This is a genomic window from Bacteroides sp. RCH18, from assembly GCF_058231005.1.
Map to the genome: position 1 here is coordinate 1,095,633 of NZ_JBIPTC010000002.1, position 26,542 is coordinate 1,122,174.

At 41.7% G+C, this 26,542-nt stretch carries 20 protein-coding genes; 7 read left to right on the forward strand and 13 right to left on the reverse strand.

The window, feature by feature from the left end; translation table 11 throughout:
- Window positions 1-25: 25 nt before the first annotated feature.
- The 10 genes from ACHLI0_RS19460 to ACHLI0_RS19505 form a co-directional block, all read right to left on the reverse strand.
- On the reverse strand, window positions 26-1,582 hold the full coding sequence (locus tag ACHLI0_RS19460; protein WP_490749875.1) for an ATP-binding protein: 1,557 nt from the start codon (window positions 1,580-1,582) through the stop codon (window positions 26-28).
- A 113-nt stretch (window positions 1,583-1,695) separates the two neighbouring features.
- Window positions 1,696-2,373: a DUF5715 family protein gene (locus tag ACHLI0_RS19465; RefSeq protein WP_008759894.1), complete on the reverse strand. Its 678-nt coding sequence runs from the start codon at window positions 2,371-2,373 to the stop codon at window positions 1,696-1,698.
- Window positions 2,374-2,456: 83 nt separating this feature from the next.
- Window positions 2,457-4,115 (reverse strand): flotillin family protein, encoded by a 1,659-nt coding sequence (locus ACHLI0_RS19470; protein WP_008764424.1) that lies wholly within the window; start codon window positions 4,113-4,115, stop codon window positions 2,457-2,459.
- Between the two features lie 20 nt (window positions 4,116-4,135).
- Window positions 4,136-4,633 carry a hypothetical protein gene (locus ACHLI0_RS19475; protein ID WP_008764425.1) on the reverse strand — a complete coding sequence of 166 codons (498 nt, stop codon included), beginning with the start codon at window positions 4,631-4,633 and terminating at the stop codon, window positions 4,136-4,138.
- Window positions 4,634-5,021: 388 nt separating this feature from the next.
- Complete coding sequence (locus tag ACHLI0_RS19480) at window positions 5,022-5,282, reverse strand: hypothetical protein (protein WP_490749876.1); 261 nt, start codon at window positions 5,280-5,282, stop codon at window positions 5,022-5,024.
- Between the two features lie 39 nt (window positions 5,283-5,321).
- On the reverse strand, window positions 5,322-8,180 hold the full coding sequence (locus tag ACHLI0_RS19485) for a DUF4906 domain-containing protein (RefSeq protein ID WP_490749877.1): 2,859 nt from the start codon (window positions 8,178-8,180) through the stop codon (window positions 5,322-5,324).
- An 18-nt stretch (window positions 8,181-8,198) separates the two neighbouring features.
- Entirely contained in the window at window positions 8,199-9,236 is a 1,038-nt protein-coding gene (locus tag ACHLI0_RS19490) for a FimB/Mfa2 family fimbrial subunit (RefSeq protein WP_490749878.1), read from the reverse strand.
- A 16-nt stretch (window positions 9,237-9,252) separates the two neighbouring features.
- Entirely contained in the window at window positions 9,253-10,341 is a 1,089-nt protein-coding gene (locus ACHLI0_RS19495; protein ID WP_490749879.1) for a FimB/Mfa2 family fimbrial subunit, read from the reverse strand.
- A 111-nt stretch (window positions 10,342-10,452) separates the two neighbouring features.
- Window positions 10,453-11,733, reverse strand: a complete 1,281-nt coding sequence (locus ACHLI0_RS19500; protein ID WP_490749880.1) for a fimbria major subunit — start codon at window positions 11,731-11,733, stop codon at window positions 10,453-10,455.
- Window positions 11,734-12,497: 764 nt separating this feature from the next.
- Window positions 12,498-13,757, reverse strand: coding sequence for a DUF3874 domain-containing protein (locus tag ACHLI0_RS19505; protein ID WP_490749881.1), 1,260 nt, complete (start codon window positions 13,755-13,757; stop codon window positions 12,498-12,500).
- Window positions 13,758-14,085: 328 nt separating this feature from the next.
- Here ACHLI0_RS19505 and ACHLI0_RS19510 point away from each other — a divergent pair, with 328 nt between their 5' ends.
- Window positions 14,086-14,724 (forward strand): HU family DNA-binding protein, encoded by a 639-nt coding sequence (locus ACHLI0_RS19510; protein ID WP_048694232.1) that lies wholly within the window; start codon window positions 14,086-14,088, stop codon window positions 14,722-14,724.
- A 207-nt stretch (window positions 14,725-14,931) separates the two neighbouring features.
- Entirely contained in the window at window positions 14,932-15,234 is a 303-nt protein-coding gene (locus ACHLI0_RS19515; RefSeq protein ID WP_048694281.1) for a helix-turn-helix transcriptional regulator, read from the forward strand.
- A gap of 71 nt (window positions 15,235-15,305) precedes the next feature.
- Here ACHLI0_RS19515 and ACHLI0_RS19520 read toward each other — a convergent pair whose 3' ends face one another.
- Complete coding sequence (locus ACHLI0_RS19520; protein WP_490749882.1) at window positions 15,306-16,763, reverse strand: DUF3868 domain-containing protein; 1,458 nt, start codon at window positions 16,761-16,763, stop codon at window positions 15,306-15,308.
- 12 nt (window positions 16,764-16,775) lie between these two features.
- Window positions 16,776-17,345 (reverse strand): DUF3575 domain-containing protein, encoded by a 570-nt coding sequence (locus ACHLI0_RS19525; protein ID WP_048694237.1) that lies wholly within the window; start codon window positions 17,343-17,345, stop codon window positions 16,776-16,778.
- A gap of 496 nt (window positions 17,346-17,841) precedes the next feature.
- On the opposite strand from ACHLI0_RS19525, the gene ACHLI0_RS19530 reads away from it, so the two are divergent.
- The 5 genes from ACHLI0_RS19530 to ACHLI0_RS19550 all read left to right on the forward strand — a co-directional run bounded on the left by ACHLI0_RS19530 (window position 17,842) and on the right by ACHLI0_RS19550 (window position 25,406).
- The gene (locus tag ACHLI0_RS19530; RefSeq protein WP_234118277.1) at window positions 17,842-18,477 is read left to right on the forward strand and encodes a DUF5033 domain-containing protein; all 636 of its coding nucleotides are present in this window, start codon (window positions 17,842-17,844) and stop codon (window positions 18,475-18,477) included.
- A gap of 304 nt (window positions 18,478-18,781) precedes the next feature.
- Window positions 18,782-22,939, forward strand: coding sequence for a response regulator (locus tag ACHLI0_RS19535; protein ID WP_490749883.1), 4,158 nt, complete (start codon window positions 18,782-18,784; stop codon window positions 22,937-22,939).
- A gap of 47 nt (window positions 22,940-22,986) precedes the next feature.
- Window positions 22,987-23,748 carry a tRNA pseudouridine(38-40) synthase TruA gene (gene truA / locus ACHLI0_RS19540; RefSeq protein ID WP_055216836.1) on the forward strand — a complete coding sequence of 254 codons (762 nt, stop codon included), beginning with the start codon at window positions 22,987-22,989 and terminating at the stop codon, window positions 23,746-23,748.
- A 97-nt stretch (window positions 23,749-23,845) separates the two neighbouring features.
- Complete coding sequence (locus ACHLI0_RS19545; protein ID WP_055216838.1) at window positions 23,846-24,745, forward strand: DMT family transporter; 900 nt, start codon at window positions 23,846-23,848, stop codon at window positions 24,743-24,745.
- 10 nt (window positions 24,746-24,755) lie between these two features.
- Window positions 24,756-25,406 carry a DUF3256 family protein gene (locus tag ACHLI0_RS19550; RefSeq protein ID WP_195380951.1) on the forward strand — a complete coding sequence of 217 codons (651 nt, stop codon included), beginning with the start codon at window positions 24,756-24,758 and terminating at the stop codon, window positions 25,404-25,406.
- Between the two features lie 24 nt (window positions 25,407-25,430).
- On the opposite strand, the gene ACHLI0_RS19555 is transcribed toward ACHLI0_RS19550, so the two are convergent.
- The gene (locus tag ACHLI0_RS19555) at window positions 25,431-26,522 is read right to left on the reverse strand and encodes a phosphotransferase enzyme family protein (protein WP_225720824.1); all 1,092 of its coding nucleotides are present in this window, start codon (window positions 26,520-26,522) and stop codon (window positions 25,431-25,433) included.
- Window positions 26,523-26,542 lie beyond the last annotated feature (20 nt).

Here is a 26,542-nt window from a genome sequence, read left to right on the forward strand (position 1 = left end):
TTCTTCGGCTGTTTACGGGTGAATTTTATTGCAATTCTTCTACTATCCACTTCTCGATGTTTCTGGTCTCTTTGCTGAAGTTTACACCTATCTTGAATAGTTTTCGTGCATCAGTGGCAAATGCCTGTGCATAATGTTTGTCATTGATTTGTTGAAGCGCCTCTTCGGCAGTCCCATCCAGCTTGAATTCCATCACGTAAATGAAGTGATCGGTTTGCAAAACAAGGTCAATTCTTCCCTGTGAAGTATGATATTCAGCTTTTACATAGAAACCGATCAGTTTGAATACGATAAAGAGTACGTTTTGATAGTGCAGTTCCAAGTCACGTATCAGTTCGTATGGTGTATCAGCAAAGAAACTTTGCAGACGATGGAAGAAGGCGTTATAATCACCTAGTTCTACTTCATCAATAAATTTACGAATTTGAAAAGGAGACTCAATTGCATCTATACTGGTATAAAATGGAAGGAGATATTTAACAAAACCTTCCTCTACTTCACGATTGGGAAAACCTAACTTATAAATTCCGAAACGTTTGTCGAACCCTTTGATCGTGAGATACCCACTCTGATAGATAACCGGTATCGGATTCCTGGAGGTCGAATCAATACTGTTCAGTACTTCTGCATCCGTTTCTTCATGTGTGATACGCTGAAGATCATAGTTCGATTTCTTCAGTAATTCCACTAAATAAGTCGGGGTACCGGTTTCGAACCAGTAGCTGCCGAATTTCATCTTATAGAATGTATTGAGCAAGCTGAACGGGTTATATATTCCTATGGAGTCTTCTACGAAGTGATAGCCGTCATAACATTCTTTCAGTTCGGAGCATACTTCTTCATAAGTCATTTTCTGTTTGCTTGCCAATATTTGCACATCCTCTTCCATATTATCATGGATTTCTTTTTCCGTGATACCGCAAAGTTCTACGTACTGTTCATCCATTGAGATATCGATCAGATTATTCAGGTCGCTGAATACGCTTACTTTACCGAATTTAGTTACCCCTGTCAGAAAACCGAGTTTGATACATCCGTCTTTGCTTTTTAATGCGCCATAAAAAGGTTTCAGCGTATTTCGGAAGTACTTTTGTAACTCTTCATTTCCGATAGCTTGCAACATGGGTTTGTCATATTCATCCACAAGGATAACGACACGTTGTCCGGTCTGTTCGTAAGCACGTTGTATGATACCTGCAAAACGCAGGGAGAAAGATACTTCCGATGGGCGTGCGCCGTACAGGCTCTCCCATTTCTCCAGGTTATCATTGAGTATTCCGTCGAGACTTTCGGGGGTATCATACTTTTCATTGTTCAAGTCCAGATGCAGTATCGGGTGCTTTATCCAATCCTTTTCCAGTTGTTCGATGGCAAGTCCCTCGAAAAGTTCTTTTTTTCCCTGATAATATGCTTCAAGAGTCGAAATCAGCAAACTTTTTCCAAAACGGCGGGGACGGCTCAAGAAGTAGTAACGACCGGTCTTTACTAATTGGTAAATAAGTCTTGTTTTATCTACATAGAAATAGCCGTCTTTTCGGAGGCTTTCAAAATTCTGTATGCCGATAGGGTATAGCTTACTCATAATCTGATTCTTTTTAGCGTTGGATTCGTACAAAGATAGCCGTTTCCCATCATAACGCAAAATTTAGTCTGAAGGTTTTGTACTATCCAGTCTAAATTCTAAGCAATTTATACTCATCGTGCAGTGATGTGGAAACATCCCTGTTTTAATTCATATTTTATGTAGCATTTATCGGCTTGGCGCAAGTCTCTCAATACTTCAGACAGAACGAGTTTTAAGGTATCGGCATTGACATCCTGCAGAGGTCGTCCGTCTTCGTCTTCCACCTTTTTGAATCGTTTCCAGCTGACGTCAAAGGTTGCGCCATAGCAATGGGCGGAGTTTGCGGAAGCATTTCCATTCCGACGGCGGAGACGCTTCACGTCACTCTGCGAACGTAGTACGGAAGTGACGATGATCTGATTCGGGTTCAACCCTTTTGCTGTCAGTGAATCAAGAAAATTGGAGCCGATGGTGTCGAGCAATTCGCTGGCGCGGGGGACCAGATAGGGGATAGAATGCGTCAGAGAATCTACCGTATAAAATTGATTGTCGGTGATATGGATAAGCTGTTCTTTCATCTTTTCGGCGGCGTCCCTGTCTTCCGGCGGGCAGATGCCGACGGCTTGGGCCACGGCGAGATGTTTATCATTCAAATCCGGGAAAGAACGTTTGTAACTGACTACACCACGGATGTTGCGGGGTTCGTTCAGTTTGAGAGACATATCTTTCTTTTTGCAGCCGGCAGTGAGAGTGACAAGCCCCGTAATCAATATAAATAAAGGCAGAAGGTGAAGTTTATGGTTATTCATTTTTAATATTTTGCTCGCAAAGATATAAAAAAATGCCTACCTTCAAAATGAAGGCAGGCAATCTCTATGAAATAATTTATTGGTTATTTCTTCTTCTCTTCTTTTTTCTCCTCCGGCTTTCCGGCAGGTTTCTCTTCCGTTTTGCTTTCCGGATTGATGATACCCTTTACCGTTTCGCCGATAGGCAGTTTATCCAGTACACCGAGACTTGGGGCTACTGTTTTCACCAGTGAACTGAGGAAATTGCTTGTACCTCCGTTTCCTCCGTCGAATACGGTGATATTGCCTAGGTTCATGTGTTCGAAAGCCTTCACTTGTTCTCCGGCAATTTCCTTCCATTGGTCTACCATCTTGTATTGGATGGCGATGGCAGGGTTCGATTCTGCTGCTCTGACCATAGCCTCGAAACCTTCTGCTTCTGCGAGCAATGACCTCTTCTTACCTTCTGCTTCCGCTTCCAGTTTCAGTTGGATAGCTTTGGCTTCCGCTTCCGCTTGTGCCAAAGTCGCTTTTGCACGTGCTTCCGCTTCACGGGTAATCTTTTCGGCGATGGCATTTGCCTGAAGGATAGCCTCCTGTCTTGCGATCTCTGCCGGAACGATCTTTTCAGCTTTCAGTGAAGATTCTACTTTCTTCGCTTTTGCTTCTTCCACTTCTTTTTGGGCGATTTCCCGGGCAGTTTGTACGGCAGCTTCCGATTTTGCAGCGGCTTCACCGGCTTGCTTGTCGGCATTTGCCTGTGTGACGGCTAATTCGGCATTTGATAAGGCCACTTCCTTCTGTGCGTCATTACGTCCGATAGCCGCTTTCTTAGCAGCTTCTGCCTGTTTGATTTCCATGTCGGAGTTCAGTTCGGCGACACGGCTTTCCTTTTCGGTGTTTGCCTGCTCGATGCGGATATTCTTTTCCGCTTCCGCTTTGGCCACTTGCGATTCTTTTTCTGCGTTGGCAAAGGCTACCTGAGAGATTCTCTCCTTATCCGCATTTGCTACAGAGATTTCCTGTTGCTTTTTAGTTTCGGCGATGGCGATATCCTGATCTTTGCGGGTTTCCGCAACCTTTGTTTCACGTTCCTTTATCTGATTGGCAATTTTGATAGCACCCAGCTTTTCCTGTTCTTCGATGTTGGCTTGTGCTTCGTTCAGAGCCTTGCTTTCAGCTTCCTTACCCAGATTGACGATGTAGTTGGCAGCGTCGCGGATATCACTGATGTTGATGTTCATCAGATACAAACCGAACTTGCGAAGTTCCGTGTCGATGTTGTCTTTTACTTTCGACAAGAATTTATCGCGGTCGGAGTTCAGCTCTTCGATAGTCATGTCCGCAATCACCAGACGCATCTGACCGTATACTACATCCGTAATCAGGTTCTGTTTGTCATCCATCGTCAGTCCCAGCATACGTTCGGCAGCATTCTGCATCACTTCCGGGTCTGTGCTGATAGCTACGGTGATGGTAGTAGGTACGTCCACACGGATATTTTGTGCAGATAGGGCGCCTGTCAGTTTACAGTCTATCTGCAATGGTTTCATAGAAAGGAATTCGTAGCCCTGAATGATCGGCCATACGAAAGCGGCTCCACCGTGATATAACTTGGCTGATTTCTTTTCTCCCCCTGTTTTACCATATACTACGAGGACTTCGTCACTCTTACATTTACGGTAACGCGACAGGATACCGATAAAAGTAAGCAGAATGACCGCCACTAGTATAGCAGCCATGATTAGCATTTCTTGTGTCATAAAATTGTGTATTTGAATAGTTATTTAATGTATAAAGTTCCGTCTTTGTAGCTGCTGATGATTGTTCTGTCTCCGGTCTGATATGCTTTCCCGGTTTCGGAGATCACGTCCACTTCGCGCATGGCGCCGTCCCGGTTTGTCTGTACTGTATATTTGTTATCACTTTGCTTGAAGTAGATGGTGCATTCCCGTCCTACCAGCTGATCGGTCTCTTCAGACCGGTTCACTTGCTGCAGTTGATAGGCTTTCTTATAAAGAAACCATACGGCAAAGACAAAGAACAGACCTACCAGAATTCCGATTGCATAACTTGCTATATCGGCATTTCCTACGAGGTACATATACCATCCGAATCCGATCCCGAAGTGGGTGAGACCTTTGAAAGATACTACGCTGCTGATATCAGCATCCACGTCCACATCTGCATCTATGTCTCCGAAGAAAATGGATAATACGAATTGAATAAGAAAAATTCCTGTAGTGACGAGGGCGATGATTAGGAAGATGGTATGACTCATAGTAATTCTGTATTAATATAAATGTATCAGTTATAATACTCCAAATATACAGGTTTATAAGAGATAAACAAAGATTATTAGTCAAAAAATAAATAATTTCTATTTGCGGGGAGTTATCAGTGTCAGGTTATGCTCATTTTGTAAATCAGAAATCATTCTTCTGTTTTTTCTGGTCGCAGAAGTATTTTGGCTATTACATATTTTACGTTACACATTTTATGTAATACATAGATAGCAAACCTGTTTAACTTGTGCACAAAAAATCCCCACCCACTCAGCGCTACTTTCACAAGCTGCCTCTGAGTGGATTGAGGAACACAAACAAAACAAACAATATATTGTGTAATTTCTTACTACGAGTTATGAAGCTTATACTCTTCTACAGTTTTTAGGCTGCAGGGCAATCAAGTACAAGCAGTGAATCTTCACACAGCGTGATGGAACACTTTTCCAAAATACTGAGGTCGATTTCTACTTTCATCCGACCGCAGACATCTTGCACTTTGTGTTTGAAGTCTACAAAGCCCTTCACAAATTTCTCGATTCGGTTGGCTGAATGTTCGTAAGCATACCAGCGTCCGTTCTCTTCAAACAGATAGGCTTGACGCGTATCCGATGATTCTAACTGCAGGATGTCATTTGGTTTCATAATATTCAGTTTTTGAGTATTTAGTTTTTATTAATTAATCTATTTTTCAATTATATTCCCGTTGGCATCTACATCAACATCGCGGACACAACGCAATGCTATTTCAAATGATTGACCACTATCTAAGAATAATATGCCTTCATTGTAGCCAAAATGCCTGTCTGCATTATATTTCCATTCTGTTCTGGTATATGCTCTGACATACTCCTTATTATTATATTTGAAATAACGAACGAAGTCTACGCTCTGCGTATACATAATCATAAACTCTCTTTGATTGGGTGTTCTCCATTTGCCTTTGTCACTTTTATCTAGTTTCTCAGAATAGGTGCGACACTTGCTTTCGTTGAGCTTGTTTATTTTTACTTGGCTAGCCCACTTGCCATTCGACGCTTTAAGAAAGTCCTTAGCTATCTGAAATGCTTTGTATGGTCTATTGGTAATGCTGAAATTATGATGTAATCCCAATTCTCCTGAATCAACTTTGCCACGTATATTTTTACTATCCATTTTTTCAAGATTAAAAACACGTGTAGTTTCGTCATATGTGAAAACATTACTCACTTTACTATTTATATTTTGTGCATTACTTGAATTCATGTCTAGATTTAAATTTCGTACGCATCTCAATTCTTTAGGGGAACCCTTATCAGCAGTTCTTGCTCCAAGAGAGGCTCCTTCTTCTGCCCACAACTTTTGATCATTACTTAAAAGAAAATGATATCTGGTATCTCCCGATATTACCTTTTCAGGATGTGCGTCTGCGTTAAACAAAGGAGTTATTAAACTTTCTGCTCCTAGATACATCCCACTCAACTGATCTCTGGCTGGTAAGTACCATTTTACTTCTTCAGGATCAATGATACCATTTCCATTCTCATCCCTGTTTCGTGATAAACAATGAGACCAACCACTATTTTTAGTTATCTTGAATGTATATCCGTTAGTATTAGGCTCAGTCATATCTGCATGATCTTTAGACCAATTTTTAATATCTTTTTCTACTATAAATTTGTAATACATATTGTAGAAACCATTAGATGTATTGAAGCTACCAGTAATATCTGGGGCATTATTCGGCGGCACTCCTGTTTCATTTACGTGCTCTAATCCTAATGCAGTTTGATCCTTATTAAAGTTGGTAGTACTGTAATATGTCTGGATAGATCTTTGGGTGATCAGGTATTGAGCGTCTGCATAGCTACTTTCTTTATCCGCACTGTATAGAGGAGCAAATAAAAGAATGGCATATCTATTTTCTTTATTTACAAAATATTGCCAGTATGGTTTATTCCAGTTTTGTCCTTTAGGAGGTTCATTATAATAATATTCGTCCACAAAGACAGTATAATAGAATGTTTTGTCATCTGCTCCATCTTGACTTTGTATATGTTTGGATAGACCAAATAGGTCTATTAATCCTTCACCATTTGCAGGGTAGAGAGCTAATTTGTTCGATGTGCAGGGAGCAAATCTGATCCATTTATAGTCTCCTAATTCACGTTCGCTTTTATTTGATTCATTGGTGACAGTAGCAAAAGGGGTCTTTACAATAAAACTCATATCTTTAGTCTCTTGTTTGGTCAATCCCAAAATAAAGCAACTGTAGTGAGAGTCTAGAGTATATACTTTGGTTTTTGCATCTATTACATCACCTTCTACACCTGGGCGCCTTTCGTTATCTTCTTGAACTTCTACACGAATATCTTCTGTATCTTTGATACTTATGTTATATGTATATTTAATATTCCGTTTGCTTTGGAAGTTAGTGAAGTCATCGCTTCCTCCGCCCAAATGAATAACATATGTAACATTTGCTATCTTCTTGCCATTTTCGTCATTGCTGCTTAGCAATTCCATATTGGCTTTAATTTCTACATAGGTAGCATAAGGCTCAACATATTTATATATTCCCTTATTTGTGCCATCAGCATTCTTCTCTTCCGTTTCTCTTGCTGCATAACTCTTCAATGTGCTCCCATCATCCGCAACAATCTTTGCATTTTTTCTGTTTTCAAGCATATAGAAGTCGAAAGAACATGTATTATTCTCTCTATCAGTTGTTGCTTTAAAAACTGAAGGACTCGTTGCATAATGGTTCTCGCTATCTCCCACTGCGTCTTTATCTTGTGCGAATAGATAGGACTTAACAGGGACATTATATACTCTCCATCCAGTCAATTCAAAAGAGGTAACTTTTGAATCTGTGGCTCCCCATGTTATATTGAATGTGATATGCGAATCCAATCGCTCTAATATGATTTTTCCATTTGTGATAGCACTGTTTTTCGTTGGGATGATGCATTCACCTTCTGCCTCTGTTGTGCCAGGTTGGTTGGGAGTATATGCTCCGCACATAACTAATGCTGCTTGTGTACGCTCTACTTGTGCAGCATCTGTTTTCGAATTCAGCGTAGCGGTAGTTGCTTTGAATTGCTCTATGTTTCTTACGGCATCTAATTGTTTTTTTATGTTATTCTCTCCATTAAGTTGGTTATTACTTACATTGGCAGCCGCAAAGATATAGCTTTTCCCGCTTGTTGTATGTATTTTTAAGATTTCGCCATAAGTTGGCTTATTCTGGCTTCCATTATGGTTATATGCTAATAATTCTTCTGAATCATAATAGTGCGTACCTTCTTTTCTCTCACCTTTTGAGTCGAATATGAGCAAGTATAGGTCATTGATTTGAAACTCTTCTTCGTCTCGCAATCCACGGGTAACTGCTGTTGTCATCTCTGTTGCCGATAGGCTGAATTCTACCTCTACAGGTATGCCTTCTTCTACTGTGCTATTTTTGATTATTTCATCATCTTGACAGGCAAAGAATAGGATACTAGTTAGCGCCAGACTTAAAGCCTGTTTTGTATGTGCTAATATGTTGTTTTGCTTTTTCATTTTATTTTCTTCTTTGAGTTAATCGAATGACGGAACATCTACAGTTTCCTTTTCCCACACTTTTACCTCATACTTTAAACTTATTTCCACATCGTCCATTTTTACGCTTTGAATGTTGAATACGTACATGTTGTTTCGTAAAACATCGTATGCTAAATCATCTTTTATAAAACGTAGTGTATATGTATTGGAGATTCCTTTCACTGTCGCTTTGATTGTCAGATATAACTTGCTGTCTTCATCGATTCTTACATTTTTGTGTTCCGGAATATAGAATCGGTTTTCAACTCTATTTCCTTCTGCTCCTGACAGTTTACCGGATGTCAGACTATTGCCGGATATATTGGAAGAACCGGGAATAAAAGGTGCTTCGTTCGCATCAAGCGGTGCGCAGAATCCTTGGGTATTATAATTATGAAGTATGATTTCATCAATTTGAAATCCTTCAATTCCTTTCCCTTCGTTCACTGTTACATTTACTTTAGCAATAGCACGTTTTAAAGTAAGATCTCCTATATTATAAATCCCATTTTTTATATCAGTAATGCTACCTACTCCCCACATCGGAATATATGTTGACCAGTCCTCATGATCTTCGTAATTGAATATTAACTTATTATATAACGTCTTTTTGCTATCACCTTTTTCTATAGAAATGTTAGTGACTCCTTTATTTTCGGCGTTTACAATTACAACAAACTCCATAGATTGGGCAGTAGCGTAAGTTTCAGATAGCTTTCCTTCAACAATTCTTTTTGTATCTCCATCGACCCCGCTTATAAGGATGTATTTTATTTCTTCAACGAATTTGTCGTTTTGGAATGTATATATGTGTATATCATCTATTTTTCGTTCATTTATCAAGCCATCGTCTTCGGTAATCCCTCTTGTAGATGTTTCAGGAAAAGTAAGAACGAAATTGATATGTGCACCATCAAGCAGCACAAGATTGTCGCTGTTATCTGGATAATCATCCATAACTCCATCCGTGACACACGACGTTGCCATAATGCAGAAGATAGCCAGCAAATAATATGTCAATTTAGAGTATTTCATTTTTAGTTTTTTTATTTTAAAGTTCGATGTCATTGAGTTGGATAATCCAGTCGTTTACGTCAATCACAGTTTTAATCAGTGCAAGTTTTTCGTCTACAAAAATCTTAATAGAATATTCATCTTCACGATCTAAATATTCTTGAAGAGAGTAGTTGCGATTTTTGTATTTTTCGGCATCTACTTCTTCGAAGTATTTTATCAAGTCATAACTGTGGAATAAAACTTCTTGTGTTTTAGAATTCTTAATTGTCAATTCGGGGGTTTGTCCCCCTACAAGTCTTGCCACACTCAAATCACAAGTGATGCCGTTGTATTCTTTAGCGGGTTCGTTTTCTGCGCTGAAGGCTCTTGTTTTTACAATTTCGGCTTTTGTATTGTATGGCTTATACGTCAAAAGATTATCTTCAAGTAATGAATTATCATAATTCATATATCCATTGTCATCATAAATTGCACATTGGAAGCTCTCTTCTGTCAATGCTTTCGTTATGGGGGCATTAGATTGGTTTACTTGTACAACACTAACGTGGATGGTATTGGTGTTTTTAACTAATGACACATTGGTGATTTGTTGTCTTCCGCTACGGGTGGTAGGTCCTTTTTTAACTTCACCGTGCCAAAGTGAATATAAGCTGTTTTCTACTATATATTGGTCCTTTTCGTCTTCCGAGGTACTTCGGGTAGCTTGTTTGCGTAATGTTTTTACAGTAAGTTCATCAATCTTTGCTTGATTCGGATATAATAAAGGAACTGCAAATGATTCGTCATTTAATCCTGCCCATACAACCAAGCGATATTGAGATGGGTCTATATCCACTTTCATCGAATAATTTCCCTCACCTAATGGTTCACCTTCATCTGTATTCTGATAGACAAGATTGTTATTGTCGTCAAAAGCATAAAGTGTCACTGTTCTTACTTGTTCGGCAAAAACGTCTACTTCTTCCATGTTATAGTCATATTTGAACTTTACACAGTATTCGATGCTGCAATCTCCTTCATCGTAATTCAAGACTGAGTCACAGGATGTGATTGCACCAGCCAATATTGTGAGCAACAATATCTTGTTTGCCTTTTCTTGTATGGTAGTTAGTATTCGTTTCATTATTCTTACTTTTTATGCTTTTAGAAGCTGATGTTTTGTTTGGATACAATGCAAGTGGAAGATGTAAATCAGGAGAGCTTTTTCTCTCCTGATTTCTTATTAAATGGAAACTTAGAGGCCAATGTTGTTGTTATGGATTGTCCAAGGTTGAATTTGAGCTATTACAATTAACTTAGTTGGTGCTGTTGGAGGAGGAGGAAGTGCACCCGGCCAGCCAAGATCATCAATAGTAGTAACTGTAAGTTTATACCAATTGTTACGTTCGATAGTACAATTTTTGCCAACATGTTGAATTGGTGCATCATAATAGCAAACGCCATTTGTGTATTTTTCTATTTCATAACCTTTAAGGTCAGCTTCGTTGGCAGGTTCTGTTTCCGGAAGATTACCAAAATCATTTCTCATTTGATTCCATGATGTGTATATAGTTCTTTTAGTTGCACCATCATAGAATGTTTTAACGAAGAATGTGCCAGCTGCTGCATAATTTTCTGATCCTGCTTCATAAAAATAAACTTGTCCTTTATAGTGTACATTTGTTGCAGTTGCTTTTGCGGTATTATATGCAGTTCCTACTTTGTTTTCTAAACAATAAGTAACGCTGGTAGTAATCCATGAGAATTCACCATTAGCAACTGGCTGGAAGTAAGTGCTCTCACCTGTCCAACTATTGGCTTGTGGTAATGCATATGAATTTTTGGTCAAGTTTGAATAAGAATGGTCTGTAATTTTAACAGCTACTAATTTACCATCTTTAGAAGTAACTGTTGGTGCTTGTAATTCAAATGCTTTGTTAGCATCTGTAAGTTCTTCTAATTTAGCAGCTACACGATTTACGTCTATTTCAACTTCATTGTCATCCCTACCTGCTACAATATTAAATGTACCATCTGAGGCTCCACTCATTAGGAACATATCTTTAGCAGCTACAGTCGTTGTGAGATAATCAAGGTTTGTCCACGCTTGGGTTCCGATAACTAAACTATTGTAAGCAGTGCCCGCAGTGAGTGCAGCGTTCAATGCATCTGTTGGATTGATAAATGCATAAATAGTAGCTGTTCCTGCTGATACAACAAATGCATCAGTACTAGCAATTCTTACATTGTTTCCATCTGGACTGCCACTGAGTGTCATATTCTCTTTTACAATTCGTTTTGTTCCATTGTAATCCAATACGATTGTTGCTTTAGTAATTTTAGATTCATCCATGGAACCTGCATTTGTACCACCATCAGTTACACCTCTAGTTTCTGATGCAGGAGCTAAAAAGCTGATTCTAATACTTGCGTCTTCACCAGTTGCTATAGCACTGCTGTCTACGATTTCGTCATTGCTACAAGCTGTCATGGCTGCTACTGCCAAACCTGCTAATAATAAATTTTTTACTTTCATTTTTGTTTTGATTTTAATGTGTGATGCTATAATTCTTTTTGGGGTTTGCACACTCACACTATATATAATGTATACTGTGCTAATTGTTTTTTTTCTTCTTTTGAGGAGGGTCATCTAAAGGATGAGGACCGTTTGTTTTGTTAAAACATCATTTTCTTTTTAATAGGAAGCCCTTATATTATATAAGGAAAAAGAAGTAACTTCCGAGAGGAATGATTTTGTTTGTTTCTAATAGGCAATGTTTCTTTAATTGTTTATATACTGATTTTATTGTTTTGTTCTTTTTGTTTGTTTCGCAAGAAACTTTTGTTCCTTATCGACATTGCAAAGGTATGGGAGAAATGCGAAATCGTTAATTGGTGTTTTTTTCAATTTTTAAGGTGAATTTTTCAATCTTTTAAATGGGTATTTAAGATGGGTGAATTGATCGTTTGTTGAATGATTTTTGGCCTAAATGAATGTTTTGCCGCCCATCTTTTCTATTTACCGCTGTTATTATTTTATTATTTTCTTCAACTATTTTAGATAGAGCGAATAGAATTTGCAACTAATGTGTGGGAAGTTAGTGAAATTGTGTTTCGTTCATCTCGATTTGAATGATTTACTACTGCTTTGCATCACACTGAGAATTATGGCACCGATTAGGGTTCAGATTGTTCAGTTTTATCATGAAACTCTTTGTTCATCGGCATTCCGGCTGAAAGCACTACCCTGAAAACAAGGAATACCGCTTTCAGTGCTTTCAGCTGTGTTACCAAATTCAATCATCGTCTTACCACCAAATATACATTCCCATATTCCGTATGCTTCCGTTCTACCCCCATTTTTATCAGTACTTGCGCAAAATGGTTCGGATTGAAACCTCGCAGAGCGGCAGCATTCCGTTTCTTCAGTTCTTTATAAATATCGGCGGCAGAAAGTCGCAGATATTTCTCTTCTGCTGAGGCTGTGGTGCGGAAACAGCTGAGAAATACCTCTTCGGCAGGGCAAGTACGGTAAAAGGGTGCATTGTTCTGTTGTATTTCACGTTCCGTTTCTTTGTCGAACCAATACGGACACCCGTCAGCAAGCTCCGCTTTCAGCTGGGCGAAGATCTGTTCATGCTCGATTCCCTCACAATTTATCGGCTTTTCTACTTCTACACAGAAGAAACGGCGGCTGCCTGTCGGATCACTCATCAGATCGGAGCGGTTGGAAGTTCCGATGAAAGAAGCGATACGCGGCAAGTCCCGGAAGTTACGCTGATACGCTTTGCAGACATGGAGACTCGACATTTGCATTAAATTCTTCAGAAGCGGTATTTTACTCTCTGCATATTTGTCGAATTCATCCAGATTGATCAGTCCCATTTCTGATAGAAGACGTTCTGCCTGTCCTTCTGATGTCAGTTTGAGATTGTCCATATAGTAACGTTGCAGTACTTTGGGCATCAGCGATTTGCAGAAAGTCGATTTCATCCGTCCCTGTTCGGCACTGATTAGGATGGGAGCCAGGCTGTTGGCATGGACGCCCGTCTTTCCTTCCCATTGGGCAGCCAGTCCCAGCATCCATGTGTGGAATCCCTTAACCCATAGAGGTAGTGCGGATACACGTCGGGCAAGCGGAGTCAACCGATCGATGCCGTCCCAGGGAGGAAGTTCGTCCATATAAAGCCGGAAGGGATGATACTCTCCGATCTGTGTGGAATAAATATAACGGCTCACATCTTTATCCCAGCAGGAAATGCCTTCTGCATGAGCTTCCATGCAGAGTGTGTTCAGTTCACGTTTTCCGATGGGACGAAATTCGGTCTTTGTTCCGCTTAATGGGCGAAATTCTGTTTCTTCCGTCAGGCGGTTGTAGCGGAAGTCATAGTGAGTTTGCAGAAAGGTGTTGACCCGTTTCGTCAGGCAGGCGGAGTTGTTGGGAGACTGCTGCTTCGATTCGGGCGTTGCGGGAACGGGAGGTGTGTCAATCTGTGATACGCTCTCTTTTTTCCATGCCTTTATCAGCATGGCGATCATTTGGGTTACTTTTTCCATCATATTTGTTCTTTTTTTAAGTTTCGTGCATCAAAGTTACAATGCGGGGATAGCGATTTGCAAGTGTTTTCGATAGATTCCTTTAAATACTTCCGTTTATGAAATAACGTAGGAATCATTAGGTTTTCCTGCCTTTCTGTTGTAACTTTGAAGGCGCAAACATCAGAGGCTAATGCAGATTAGCTGATCAGCTATCCTTCATTAGTCAATCGGCTAATCTCCATTAGCCGGGCAGCCATAGTACATTAGCCGATGAAAATGAAGCTTCTTTCATCGGAAGTTTCCGTAGGAATAACAGATTAGAAGTACTTATTTAATAAAAGAGGAAGCTATGGCTATATTATTTGACTGGTATGAGAACCCGGTATCACCGGATCAACCGAAGAAAAAAAGATTTCATCCCCGCATTGCTTACAATGGTCAGGTAGATACGGACGAAATGAGGAGTAAGATTCAATCCCGTTGTACGCTGAATGAAGTTGATGTGACTGCTGTACTGGATGCACTTTCGCAAGTCATGGGAGAGGAGTTGGGAGAAGGACGGCAGGTGCATTTGGACGGCATCGGCTATTTTTATCCCACGCTGACTGCTACGGAAGAGATAGCCGCCGACACTCCACGACGGAATATGAAAATCAAACTGAAGGCTATCCGCTTTCGTTCGGATCAGAAACTGAAAAACTCTATCGGATTAATCAAGGTAAAGCAACTGAAGAAGAATTTTCATTCGTCCAAACTTTCGGAAGTAGAGATTGATATATTACTGAAGGAGTATTTCAGTACGCATCAGATGATGCAGCGCAGAGATTTTCAGTCTTTGTGCGGCATGGTACGTTCTACGGCTATGATTCATATCCGGAGGATTTGCCAGGAAGGAAAGTTGCAGAATATCGGATTGCGTAATCAGCCGATCTATGTCCCTGTTCCCGGATTCTACGGGACATCCAGAGATCAGCCGACGCTCCGGTGATTTTCCGGCTGAAAGGACTGAAGGCTGAAAGGCTGCTTTTTCGGGGGCGGCTTTCAGCCGCTTTCGCCTGCTGGCAGGCGGTTGTGGCGGATGGCTGGAAGGGCTGAAACGCTTGAAAATAAAAAAGACATTCCATGAATATTTATGTTGGTGGGTGTTAAATGCCATAAATAAAAGAATTAAAAATTGCACTTAAAAATGAATATTATGCAAGTAAACCCTGACGTTGGAAGTATGGATGCTGTATTAGACAAATTGTACGGCAAGGTAGGTACCCCCGAAAGAGAGGAATTTCGTAAAGAGGCATATTCTTATTGTGTGGGGCAATTGATCAGTGATGCACGGAAACAAGAAAGAATGACACAAGCTGAATTGGCAGAAAAGGTAGGTACCAACAAGTCCTATATATCTAGAATTGAGAAAGGAGCGATTGAGCCGGGAGTCGGACTTTTCTTTCGTATCATTGATGCACTAGGCTTAAAAATGGAGATTGTTAAGCCGATGATATGATGATTATAATAAAAAAAACGCACTGCCTTCTCAGGTAGTGCGTCTGTGTTTTGGGGTAAAATTGTTTGTTATTATTCTTTGGGGTAATTTCTGATGCTTTTTAGTTGCTTCATATTGGTGTCAGCCTGAGTGGCAAGGCCACCGGCCTTTGCTGCATTGAAATATTTCTCAGCCGCATCGTAGTCGCCTTCCAGCAGTGCGATGACTCCCAGGTTATTCAGCGTTTCCGCTGCTTTCTGATCAGCTTTGGCAAGATGTTTCTTTGCTGTTGTCAGGTCTCCGCCTTTCTGTATTTCCATGGCTCCTGCATTCAGATTGGCAATAGGATCATCCGGGAACATGGTGGCTGCTACTTGGAATGAATGGTTGAACTCTTCGCTTCCCGGCTGGCAACTTTCCGCAATACGGTAGATTTCCTGCAGGCTCAACAGTTGCGGACGTGTCTTGATAATCTCTTTGGTTTCTTCCAGGTTGAATCCGCGTACGGTATAGTTAACGGTATAGTCAGAATGACGCAAAGCCGGATAACATTCTTCCAATATATATTTATAAGTTTGCGGACCTGCCAATTGAGCGATCTGACGTTCTTTCTTGTCTATGTCCAGTGTCGAGTCATCCGTCAGTTTCAGTATCTCGTCCTTCTTCTCCAATGAAGAGGCTGCGATAAACTTGCGGAATCCTTCCCAGTCTTCAGAAGTATACTCTGAAGTGATCAGTTTATTGTCGAACTTGTAATAACTGGTCACGTAATCTACCAATGCTTGTGTACGACCTTTTGCCAGTCGGGTATTGTTGGCGTAACTTCCTTCCGGTGATGCGTAACCGTGAATTCTTATGCTGCTGAGGGTGGTCTTGTCATCATTGCGTACACTGTCAATCGTTGCACGTATCTTAGCCAGTTCTACTGTGTTGCGACGGTACTCCGGTCGGATGATAATTTGATTCACCGGGAAGTCAAGGAAGGCACTTCCTTCTATGGCACGGTGCTTGACGGCTTCTGCCTGTGGTGTTATATAAGAAATAGACGGCTGTATCACCAGTGGTGAAATGTTCAAACGGGTGATTAATTCACCGCTGGTCTCCTCTTTCAGGTCGCAGCAGCCGCATACATCAATATTCAGTTTCATTTCCGCATCACGCATCCAGGCTTCGAACTGGAATTGCTGGTGGTAGTTGATTATCTGTTCCTTATTGTGTTTACGGCGGATTACGCTGTAAGTATTCTCCGAAACCGGAGTGATGTTATTGCGTTGGTTCACTACTTCCCGTTTGCGACCGTAAACTACGATGGACGGTAATATCTTAGTGCGACCATTCGATTCAAGGAACGGAGTGAGGGTGGCGACATGATTGGAGGAGAGCTTCAGATTTTCCTGCATCACGATATCCATATCGATGCTCAGCACATTGTTATCTTCATTGCGTGTGATAGATTCTTTCTCTATACGCACCTGATCTCTATAGAGTGTCTGCGCTTTCCCGCCCAATACAGGCAGCAGGCAGAAGAGTATGCATAATATCTTTTTCATATTTGTTTTGTTTTAGAATAAATAGATTAAACTGATAGCAGCTTTCGTGGGACCTAAATAGTTCTTATGTCCTTCGCTAACCTTCTCACCGCACGTCTTGCATTCGAATTGCTCATACTTGACACGTGCGTAACCTACACCGATATTCCCTTCCAGATTCCAGTGCTTGGCAAGAATCCATTGATAACCGTAGGAAATACCTGCACCAAAGAAGTTGCCTTTGAAACGGTGGTCCTCCAGTTCCGGCCAGATGCCCCAGGGCATATTGATGGCGGCAGCCTGATAGACGCCTCCATGTACATGGAATCCCACAAAGTGTCCATTGAACTTGTCGCAGAACCAGTAGCGGAGTTCCGGCTGGATGGCGAGCATCTTCATCATCTTCTGATCTTTGTATTTCCACGGATTATAGTTGGCATACAAGTCCAGCGTTAACTTTTTACTCAGACCGACTTCGGCTCCGAGATTGATAATTTTCATCGCGTCCATTACGAGATTGGTTTTCACTCCGACTACCTGACTATATAATAAGGTAGAAGCAAACAAGGTAACGAACAAAAATAAGATTCTTTTCTTTTTCATCGCATGATGGGTTTTGTTTGTTGATGCTACAAAAGTAACGGTTATATGAATAGACGTTAATTGGTGGATTCATCTTTCTTCTCTTTCCTTTCAATGGAAATTAATAAGTAGGGTGGTATATCATTCTTTTTATAGGTGGTATATTATTCATTGATGATAGATGGTGTTTTTACCGTCCGTGTTGAATGAATTACGTATGAGTGGTAATTTGAACTTGCATATCTTATTCAAGTGCTTGAATAAGCTGTATTTCGTTCGTTAAAGAGTGGTAATTCATTCATTTTGCCTCCTAAAAAGTTTTTTCTATTGAATAAAACGCCTATGTTTGCAGTGTACAAACAAACAAGAAAAGATAAATAAGACAACTTAAGTTTAAAAGATTCCCTCCTAAGGAACATGAACAGATAAACAATATGAAGTGTAAGAAGCGGACGAAATAACAAACAACAGTTCGCAAACAAATTAAAAAAACAAATAAAATTTAGGAGGAACTAATATGAAATCAATTAAATTCTTTTTCGCATGTGTATTGGCATTAACTTTTGTAGCATGTTCTAATGCTGAAAGTGATAGTTTTGAAGACAACTCTTCAAGCTTTGAATCCATGATATCTTTATATGGTATACAATCTGCAACTGTCGACTCTAAAGTAGGCGATGTACCCTCTGTGACTGCAGAAGAAATGGCAAGTGTGCTTGAAGCACTTCGTCAGAACGGTAATACCATCCGTAACTGTGAATCGGAAACTTTGGAAGGATACTACGAAAGTGGTGACAGAAAAGAAGTGAAGATGCTTGCAGAATATCAGGCCCGTACCAGAAGCGGTGCTTTCGTAGAACAATTCGCATTGTGTGTTTCCATCAACTTTAATATTGATAATAACGGCGGAGTATTTTATATAGGTACTACATACTCTTCCTCGACTGACCTGTTCAACTGGCAGGGTTATGGAGCTTCCTTATCTACTACTGCTGAAAGAAACAGTATATTCAGCTCAACTTCTTATCTCTATTTCCGTGTAAGCGACCAGGGTAATTGTCTGGTTAAGGTACCCGTAAGCTTTAAAGGTAGCTACAACTTTAAGGATAATAAGGGAACTTATAGCTTCACTCTTTCCAAAGCAGCTAATTAATACAACAGGAATTTATTGATTTAAGGTATTACGTTACAATATATACAACTTATATAAAAGGACTCTATGCGTCGTGCATGGAGATTCCATCAAGCTAAAAGAGGAACCAGACAGCAAACAATATAGCTTTGGTCATTCAGGCAATGAAGAAACAAACAATGGGAGGTCCGCCGATTCTTTTACGAATCAGCGGGCTTTTACTTTATTGTGAATTATTGCTAAAAAATATTTGTTATCCGATTTGCTAATGATTTAATTATCTATCTTTATCAGCCAATACACATGAACAAAATACAATTAAGATATGAGGAAGTTCTTCTTTCTGTTGTTGCTATTGACGGTTTTTCTTCCGTCATACTCTATAGATACCCACTGGGACCTGGAACCGCAAATAATTAAAAACGGAGTCGGAAATAATACTATTTATCATGTTTGTTACGGAAGCGAAGGATTTATGTGGTTCTCTACCGACAAGGGAATCTCCCGTTATGATGGCTTCAGATTTCGCGATTATCCTCTCATTATGAGTATTGACTCACTTTCCACCCCTCTGCATCAGGCTGTAAAAATGTTGAAGGAAGGTTCCGACGGTTTATTTTATGCATTACTCTATCAGGGGGGAATTACCTGTTTTGACAAAGAGATTGAACAGTTTTTGCCCGTACGTTTCGACAGGCCGCTGAAACTTAAAGAGATTCAGGATTTCTGCTGGAATGACGGAAATCTCTATCTGGCTACTTCACAGGGATTGTTTGAATCACGCCCTATCCGCAAGAAAGAAGGAAAAGATGATTTCGTCTATTGTATATTAAATCCCGAGCCTTTGATAAAAGGAAAGATTACCAATCTTTGCACGGATGGAAAAACAAATCTGTATTTTGCCGTTGACCGCGAAAGGGTGATGCATTATGATCTCGTAACGAAAAGGAGTTCTGTGATCAGAGAATATGATGTGGTGAACAGACTCTTTTTGCGACAGGGGAATTTATGGATATGCAGATTATGGAATGACATCGTATGCTATGACCTTAAATCGCATAAGGAACGTGTAGTCTCTCTCGAAGGGGGCGACCAGTCGGATTTCTCCAACTCGTATGTTACGGATATGGTGATGAAAGATAAGCAGACGTTTTATCTGACGACATGGGACGGATTATACAAATTGCGTTTTGAGAATCAGAATTTGTGTGAGAGCCCGTTTACATTGACACTGCTGACACAGGGGGAAAGAGCATTCCATTCGAGAATCGAAAATAAGATGACCAGTCTGCTATGGGATGATAAGCAGCAGATTCTCTGGGTAGGCACCTTTGGCGGCGGAGTGGTAAAGTTTGATATCAGCGACAGTATGTACAGCCGGGTGCGGCAGAATTTCAAATCCAGAGTGGATGGCATGGTCGAAGATGCAAAAGGGTATATCTGGCTGACGGTGACCGACGGGGGAATCATGAGAAGTGATACTCCGTCATTTTCGATGGATACACATTTTGAGCCGTGGACAAAAGTATCCGGTCTTTCCGGACGTTATCATATATATAAAGGTAAAGATGGAAACATCTGGCTGGGCAACAATTTTGGAGAGATCATCTCTGTCAATCCGCTTACGGAAGATGTGGAATCTTTCCAGTTGAAAAACAACGAAGGCGGGAGGATGCAGGCTGTTATCCATTGTTTCTGTCTGGATTCGTGGAATCGTTTGTGGGTAGGTACTTCGAATGGATTGGTACAGGTAGATCCTAAAACTCACGGATGCAAAAATATAAAGCTGCCCAGTGAAATCAAGAATGTATTTGCCATCACTGAAGATAAGGAAGGAAATGTATGGGTAGGTACGGATAAAGGGCTGAAAAGACTTGAAACGAACGGTGACCAGATACGGGTGGAAGGAAACTATGAAAAGGAGAACGGGCTGGAAGAAGCCGGAGTGCGAACCCTGTATGTGAATAACTATAATCAGATTTATGCAGCCTATCTGAACGTCGTTATTCGCATCGACGGAAGAGAGAAGGATAAGATAGAATCTGTCTATACACTGCAGAGTGGATTGACGGACGGACATGTCGGTTGCATGGTCGACGACCATATCGGAAACACATGGGCAGGAAACAATGTCGGTGTGATGACCATCAGGAATGGACAGGAGGCTTTCTATAGTTATCTGTCGGTGGGAAACTGCAGTGCGGTCTGTCGTTTGAATGACGGACGCTTGTTATGGGCGAATTCATGGGGACTGATTTTCTTTGATCCTTCCGCTACCAAAGGGGATAGCAGCAAAAAGTGCTTGATGCTGACCGATGTGGAAGTAGGCGGCGAAACGGTGCTGGCAGGAGAGAAGCGGAACGGCCAGATGATTCTGTCTGTTTCTCCGGAAAAGCAGGAGAAGCTGGTGTTTGCTTCCGATAACAACGACTTTCATTTGTTCTTTTCCGATTTGCGTTACGGACTGGCGCAGCGCAAGATTGCCTACCGTCTGCTTCCTGTGGATAAAGAGTGGAAGATGATACCGCTTGCAGAAGGACTGTGGTTCAACGGATTGGCTGCCGGAAAATATATCTTGCAGGCAAAACTGGTCTTTCCGGATGGTAAAGAAGGAGATGTAATAGAGATCCCTCTGGTGGTGAAGGGCAAATGGTATCAGACTATATGGGCATATATCATGTATGTTCTGTTACTTGGCGGATTATCTTATTTCTTCTATTCTTATTTCAGAAAGAAGGATCATCGCAAACAGATTCATCGGGACCGTGAGATGATACTGAAGGAGAATCTGAATCTCGAAAAGCTGAAACAGGAACAAAAGAAAGAGATAGAAGCGATGAGGAACCGGTTGCTGATGCTCTTTGTGCAGGAATTGCGTACGCCGTTGTCACTCATCATCGCTCCGCTGAAGGAATTGCAGAAGGATGACGCTCAAACTTCTCAGCTTTCTCTGCAGGTGGCGTACCGGAACTCACTCCGTATGGTGGATGCCTGCGACCAGTTGCTGGCAGTATACGGACAAGGCAATATGGAATCAAAACTGGAAGTTGCTCCGTATTCGGTGGATAAAATGATCGACAGCTCTCTTTTTGGTGTCCGGGACTTGTTGAAGGTGTATGCCATTGATTTCCATTGCGAGAAGAGAATCAAGAAGGAGATGGAATTCTATGTGGACAAAAAGAAAATAGAGTTCGTCATTCATAATCTGCTGACGAACGCTTTCACTCATACGCATTATGCGGGAACGGTTTCTTTATCTGTTTGTGAGGTCGTAAATGACAATATGCACTATGTCTGCCTGATAGTAGAAGATGACGGAAAAGAAAAGGTAAGAACCGCTGAGCAGTTGATGAGCGAGAATAAAGGATCGGAACATGATATGTCGGTTGCGCAAATGGGATTCACCATCATGCAGCAGATGGTCGAAGCCCATTACGGAACGATTACTCTTGAAAGTACCGAAGGAAAGGGGACGAAGGTCACGGTCAATCTTCCTGCAGACAGAGATGTCTTTGAAAACAATCCGAATATTCAGTTTACCGATCCGGAAGAACTGACGGAAGTAGCAGAGCCGGAACCCGAATCGGCAGAAACACAGAAACAGGATTTGGCAGTAGAGGATGCTGCCGTGCAACAGGATCAGCAACTGCCGTTTTTTGCGGAGACATTGCCTGCCGAAGAAGTAGCATCTCCTGTAGCGGGCGGAGCTAAAAAGACGATATTGATTGTAGAAGATCATAAGGATATCCGCCTGTATCTGAAAGTGCTCTTCGGCAATGAATATAACTTGTTGATGGCAACCAACGGGCAGGAGGGAGTCGATACGGCAATGAAAGAGATGCCGGACTTGATCATCTGTGATGTCATGATGCCGGTGAAAGACGGTTTCGAATGTTGCCGGGAGGTGAAGGAGAATCCGGAAACGTGCAGTATTCCTTTTATCATGCTGACGGCAAAGGTAGAAGACGACGATATTATTCACGGACTGCAGCTGGGTGCGGATGATTATGTGCTGAAGCCGTTTACCCCGGGCATTCTGAAGGCAAAAGTCAGTAGTCTGATTAATGGTCGTCAGACGTTGAAGCAGATGTACACGAAGTTGTTTAAATTGCCGGGAACGGATACAATTGTCGTGAGCGAACCGGAACAGGCGGGTGAGGAAGTGAAGACGGAAGATCCGTTTATCACAGCCGTTATCAAAATTGTGGAAGAAAATATTTGCGAGGCGGACTTCAGCGTGAAGAAACTGGCAGCGGAAATGAATATGAGTCAGCCTACCCTCTACCGCAAAGTGAAGCAAAGTACAGACTATACCATTATAGAACTGATCAGAGGAGTACGTATGCGCCGTGCGGGAGTGCTGTTGAAAACGAAACAATATGCAGTGCAGGAAGTTGCCGAAATGGTGGGGTATAATGACATTCCGACTTTCCGCAAACATTTTGTGGATGCATTTGGTACGACTCCTTCTACGTATGAATAAAAAAATGACTACTTTTGCAGTCGAAAACCCTAAAATGAGGAATCGGCGTGCAAAGGTATTTTATTTATTTGGCTTATGATGGAACCAACTATCACGGTTGGCAGATACAACCCAACGGGAGTAGTGTGCAGGAATGCTTGATGAAGGCTTTGTCTACTTTTCTGCGTCGTGATGTGGAAGTGATAGGTGCCGGACGGACGGACGCGGGGGTGCATGCCTCGCTGATGGTGGCACATTTTGATCATGAAGACGTGCTCGATACGGTGACCGTTGCCGACAAGCTGAACCGTCTGTTGCCTCCCGATATTTCTGTCTATCGTGTCCGTCAGGTGAAACCGGATGCGCACGCCCGTTTTGACGCGACTGCCCGGACGTATAAGTACTATGTGACTACCGCCAAATATCCTTTCAACCGCCAGTACCGCTACCGTGTCTATGGTTCATTGGATTATGAACGGATGAACGAGGCTGCACGTACCCTGTTCGAATACATCGATTTTACAAGTTTCAGCAAACTGCATACAGATGTAAAAACAAACATCTGCCACATCTCCCATGCCGAATGGACGAAGATGGAAGGAGAAGACACCACCTGGGTATTTACTATCCGTGCCGACCGCTTTCTCCGTAATATGGTGCGTGCCATCGTAGGAACATTGCTTGAGGTAGGACGCGGCAAACTGACCGTGGAAGGTTTCCGTAAAGTGATAGAACAACAGGATCGTTGCAAAGCAGGAACTTCCGCTCCGGGAAATGCGCTCTTCCTTGTCAACGTAGAATATCCGGAAGAGGAAATAAGTAATAGGTAATAAGTATTACCCAGTGCTTATTACCTATTACCTGATACTTGTTACTTGACACCTATTACTTATTACCTATTACTTAATACTTATTACTTATTTCAACATGTGGTTATTATTAGCTTTTCTCTCGGCTACCTTGCTGGGATTTTATGATGTATTCAAGAAACAGTCGTTGAAAGATAATGCGGTGTTGCCTGTATTGTTTTTGAATACGCTTTTCTCCAGTCTAATTTTTCTGCCGTTCATTTGGGTATCGGCATTTGAACCTGATCTCCTTGGGGGAACCATCTTTAATGTTCCCGTTGCAGGATGGGAGCAGCATAAATATATTATCATCAAGTCGTTTATCGTTCTGTCATCGTGGATATTCGGTTACTTCGGGATGAAACACTTGCCTATTACTATTGTGGGGCCTATCAATGCCACCCGTCCGGTGATGGTGCTTGTAGGAGCGATGCTGGTGTTTGGCGAGCGTCTGAATCTCTACCAATGGATCGGAGTGATGCTGGCAGTGGCTTCCTTCTTTATGTTGAGCCGTTCGGGGAAGAAAGAAGGGATCGATTTCAAGCATAACAAATGGATTCTCTTTATTATACTGGCAGCAGTCATGGGAGCTGTCAGCGGATTGTATGACAAGTTTCTGATGAAACAGTTGAATCCGATGCTGGTGCAATCGTGGTATAATGTCTACCAGTTCTTTATCATGGGAACCATTATCTTCCTCCTCTGGTGGCCCAAACGGAAGACGACCACTCCTTTCCGCTGGGACTGGACCATCATTCTGATTTCCGTATTCCTTTCGGCGGCAGACTTTGTCTACTTTTATGCTCTGAGCTATGATGACTCCATGATCTCCATCGTTTCGATGGTTCGTCGGGGAAGCGTGATCGTATCTTTCATTTTCGGAGCGCTCTTCTTCCGTGAAAAGAATTTAAAAAGCAAAGCGATTGACCTTATCCTCGTGTTAATCGGAATGATATTCTTATATTTGGGGTCTAAATAAAAAGTACAATATGAAATCAAATAAAATCACTCATACCATCGCATTTTTCATCATCGGTCTGTTTACTTTTGTCTCTTCACAGGCGCAGGAAGCAAAGACTCTTTTTATCAACGTACCGGATTCACTTTGTCCCTTGCTTACGAAGGTGAACCGTGAAGACTGCATCGACTTTCTGAGCAGTAAAATGAAAGCACAAGTGGAAAACCGTTTCGGACAGAAATCGGAAATGACCGATCTGAGTAAGGACTATATCCGGATGCAGATGACTCCGGAAACCACTTGGCAGATGAAAGTATTGGCTTTGAATGATACCACGAATGTGATTTGTACGGTAGCTACGGCATGTGCTCCGGCTTGTGACAGCAGCATCCGCTTCTATACCACAGACTGGAAACCGCTGACTGACCATTCATTCATTACCCTCCCGGTCATGAGTGATTTTCTGATAACTCCTGACTCCGCTTCCATATATGAATTTGATGAAGCCTCCCGTTCGGCAGACATCTTATTGATGAAAGTGGATATGAACAAGGAAAACACAGAACTGGCTGTCACTCTGTCCACTCCCGACTATATGTCAAAAGAAACGGCAGAAAAACTTAAACCGTTTCTCCGCCGTCCTATTGTTTATCAGTGGAAGAATGGAGCGTTTACCAAATAAACAGCTCCGCCCCATTTCCACTAATTATCCATTAGCCAAGCACTCATTGATGAATGCCACCATCTCCGGTGTATGTTCTTCTACGCTTTGAAGTAGTTTGAACTGTGCCTTGGTGCGCACCAGATTATGTTCGGGATATTTGATTTTGTAGTAAGTATCTCCGTTGATATAATCGGCAAGGAACCGTACGCACTGCATATAGGGGAATAAAGCGGCAGCATAAGGCAGGTTCTCTATTTCAATGGGAGTGAGGAACGATTTGGCACCTTTCAGATATCCTTTGGTGAATGCCTTGAATATCTCCATGTTGAAGTTCACACGATCCAGGTCTTTGTCATCTTCATCTCCGGTGTTGGCACCTGTACGGAGGAAATCACCGTAGTCGGAGAAGATGAAACTCGGCATTACCGTATCGAGATCGATGACGCAAAGCACTTTTCCGTCTTCATCGAACATCATGTTGTTTACTTTCGTATCGCAATGGCATACTCGTTTCGGAAGTTTTCCTTCGCGGAACAGGCGTTCTGCCTTGCACATTTCGTCCGCACGCTTTTCTATCTCGTCCAGATAATACTGTACTTCGGCTACTCGTCCGGCAGCATTGGCAGCGACTGCATCACGTAGCTGTTTGAGACGGAATTCCATGTTATGGAAGTCGGGGATGGTTTCTCCCAGTGTTTCCGGAATGTCGGCAAGCATAGCCTGGAAGTTTCCGAAAGCCTCTCCTGCATAATTGGAATATTCCGGATTAACGGTCTCGTATGTTTTGGCACGCGGAATGAATACCATGACACGCCAGTAGCTTTCTCCGTCGAACCAGTAAGTTTTTCCTTCTTCAGTGGCGAGGAAAGAGAGAACCTTGCGGTCGATGTCAGCTTCTCCGGCTTCGGTCAGTTTCTTGCGAATATGTCCGGTGACTGCGGCAATATTGGATTGAAGCATTTCTACATTCTGGAAGATAGCATGGTTGATGCGTTGCAGAACGTAGTTGGGGGCGTCTGCTTCTTGTGTGTTAACTTTGTATGTGTCGTTGATAAGTCCTGCTCCCAAAGGCTTAATCTCTGTGATAGTACCTTGGGTGTTGAACTTGGCTACAATACTTGATAAATCTTTCATGGGTCTTTTCTTTAAAATTT